The organism is Salinispora cortesiana (assembly GCF_000484695.1).
Lineage (GTDB): Bacteria > Actinomycetota > Actinomycetes > Mycobacteriales > Micromonosporaceae > Micromonospora > Micromonospora cortesiana.
Map to the genome: position 1 here is coordinate 1 of NZ_AXVR01000161.1, position 1,857 is coordinate 1,857.

The following is a 1,857-nucleotide window of genomic DNA, read 5'->3' on the forward strand; positions in this document are numbered from 1 at the left end:
GCACAAGCATCGTCGATGATCGTGTGGATCACTTGCCGGATGCACCCGTCGTGGAGGGCCGAGTACGTACCTACTCACCGGCATACGTGGCGACGGTACGCAACCAACCCAACGGATTCTGGGTGCTCGGCGCCGTCCCTGACGCTGCTGACCATGCGCTCGTAGGGTCACTACCGCGTAGATCAGTCGACCAGCTGCTCCTCTGCTCGGATGGCGTCTCTCGGCTGACCGAGCGGTACGCATGGACCTGGCGCGAGGTCTTCGATCTTCACGCGGCAAGCGGACCTGAGGCACTCATCCGGGCCGTCCGGACAGCCGAGCTAGACGATCCAGACCCTCGACGCTGGCGCGGCAAGCGCCATGACGACGCGACCGTCGTCGTCCTCAGAGCCGGCAGCGACTGAGTTGAGGCCGGTCATCCTGTCTAGTAAGCCACCGTGGGGGTACTCTGTGTCAGTGGCCAGCCAGGCTCCTGAGACCGGCACCGACACTGCGGCGATGCTCGCGGCGGTGAACATCACGGTGACTGATGAGGGTAAGCGGCGGGCCCGTCGGCGGCTGCGTGAGGCCCGTGAGCGGTGGACCCCTGAGCTGGACTCCGCGGTACGTGAGCAGCTGGGCCTGACCGACCGTAACGCCGCCTGACCGGCCGGCGGCCTCGCGTGGAAGACGTCACGGTCCGGATCATCCTTGATACGAGCGCCATCGTGGCGTTCACTCGCGAGTCGATCGCTGTCGGCGAGGTCATCGCTGAGGTAGCCGACGAGCCTGGGTGTGCGGTTGGCCTTCCGGTGCTGTGCCTCGCCGAGGCTGCCCGGGTAGCGGCCGATTCCACCCGTCTTGACCTGCTCGTCAACCACCAGGCCGCGCTCGTCCTCACTCCGGATCCGGTGTCCTGGCGGGCTCTCGCGATCACCCACGACACGGTCGGTCGGCTGGACGCCGCCAGCGCGGTCCTGATCGCGATTGACCTTGGCTGCGACGTGCTCACCAGTCAGCCGGGCCTGTACGCCGGCCTCGCTGGCGGCGGCCCCATCATCAGCCTCTAACAAGAGCCCACAAGTCCGTGGTCACCTTCCGCGGGACGGTCCGCGGCGGCCGATGCCCCGGTCCTGGGTGTGCTGGCGGCTGGCCTTGCGCTGGCGTTGTTCTGCGGCTTGCCGGGCGGCGGCTTGGCGCTGGGCGCGGGCCTGGTTCTCCTGCTGGTTGCGCGCTGGCGTGAGCCGGTCGCGAAGTTCGGCCTCGGCGCGTAGGCCGGCGGCCCGCTGGCGGTGGACGCCGGCGTTGTGGTCGTTGCTGTCGGCCGGCGCCTGCGTGAGCCGCCACGCGGCCGCGTCGGTGCTGCGGGCGTCGGCGGTGCGCTGGCGCCAAGTGCGGGTGAGGGCGGCCAGTTCGCTGGGCGCGCGGTCGGCGCGGCGTCCTCCGGCGCCCTGGTACAGCTGTCTGATCTCCTGCTCGATGCGCTGGGCTGCCTGTTCGGCGGCGCGGGCCTGCTCGCGTAGCTGGGCTTGCTGGGCGGTGCCCTTCATGAGCCGCGCAAGCGGGTTGCGCTGGTCCAGGCGGTCCGCCTCGGCCCGCGCTTGGCGGGCCTGCTGGCGGGCTGCGTCGGCTCGCGATTGCAGGGCGGCGGCGCGTTCGACGGCGGCGGCCTGAGCGGTCAGCTCGTCGCGGCGGGTGTGCAGCGCGGTCATGGCCGGGCCTTGGCCGGCTTCGGCTCGTGCCCGGATCTGCTCGGCCTCGGCGCGCTGGCGGGCGGCCAGTGCGGTTAGTCGGGCGGCTTCCTTCTCGGCGGCCGCCGCTTCGGTGGCCAGTCGGGAGGTTGGGATCGTGCCGTACGGGCGGCTGCGCCAGTGCGGC

General features: G+C 70.9%; 2 protein-coding genes and 2 pseudogenes. 3 read left to right on the top strand and 1 reads right to left on the bottom strand.

Annotated features, from left to right (window positions below):
* The 3 genes and pseudogenes from K228_RS0124775 to K228_RS0124785 all read left to right on the top strand — a co-directional run.
* A pseudogene (locus K228_RS0124775) lies at positions 1–404 on the top strand (protein phosphatase 2C domain-containing protein); the annotation flags it as partial.
* A gap of 52 nt (positions 405–456) precedes the next feature.
* Positions 457–645, top strand: a complete 189-nt coding sequence (locus tag K228_RS0124780; RefSeq protein ID WP_029723976.1) for a hypothetical protein — start codon at positions 457–459, stop codon at positions 643–645.
* Positions 646–662: 17 nt separating this feature from the next.
* Positions 663–1,049 (top strand): hypothetical protein, encoded by a 387-nt coding sequence (locus K228_RS0124785; protein ID WP_025620770.1) that lies wholly within the window; start codon positions 663–665, stop codon positions 1,047–1,049.
* Between the two features lie 21 nt (positions 1,050–1,070).
* On the opposite strand, the pseudogene K228_RS29075 reads toward K228_RS0124785, so the two are convergent.
* Positions 1,071–1,857: pseudogene (locus tag K228_RS29075) on the bottom strand (hypothetical protein); the annotation flags it as partial.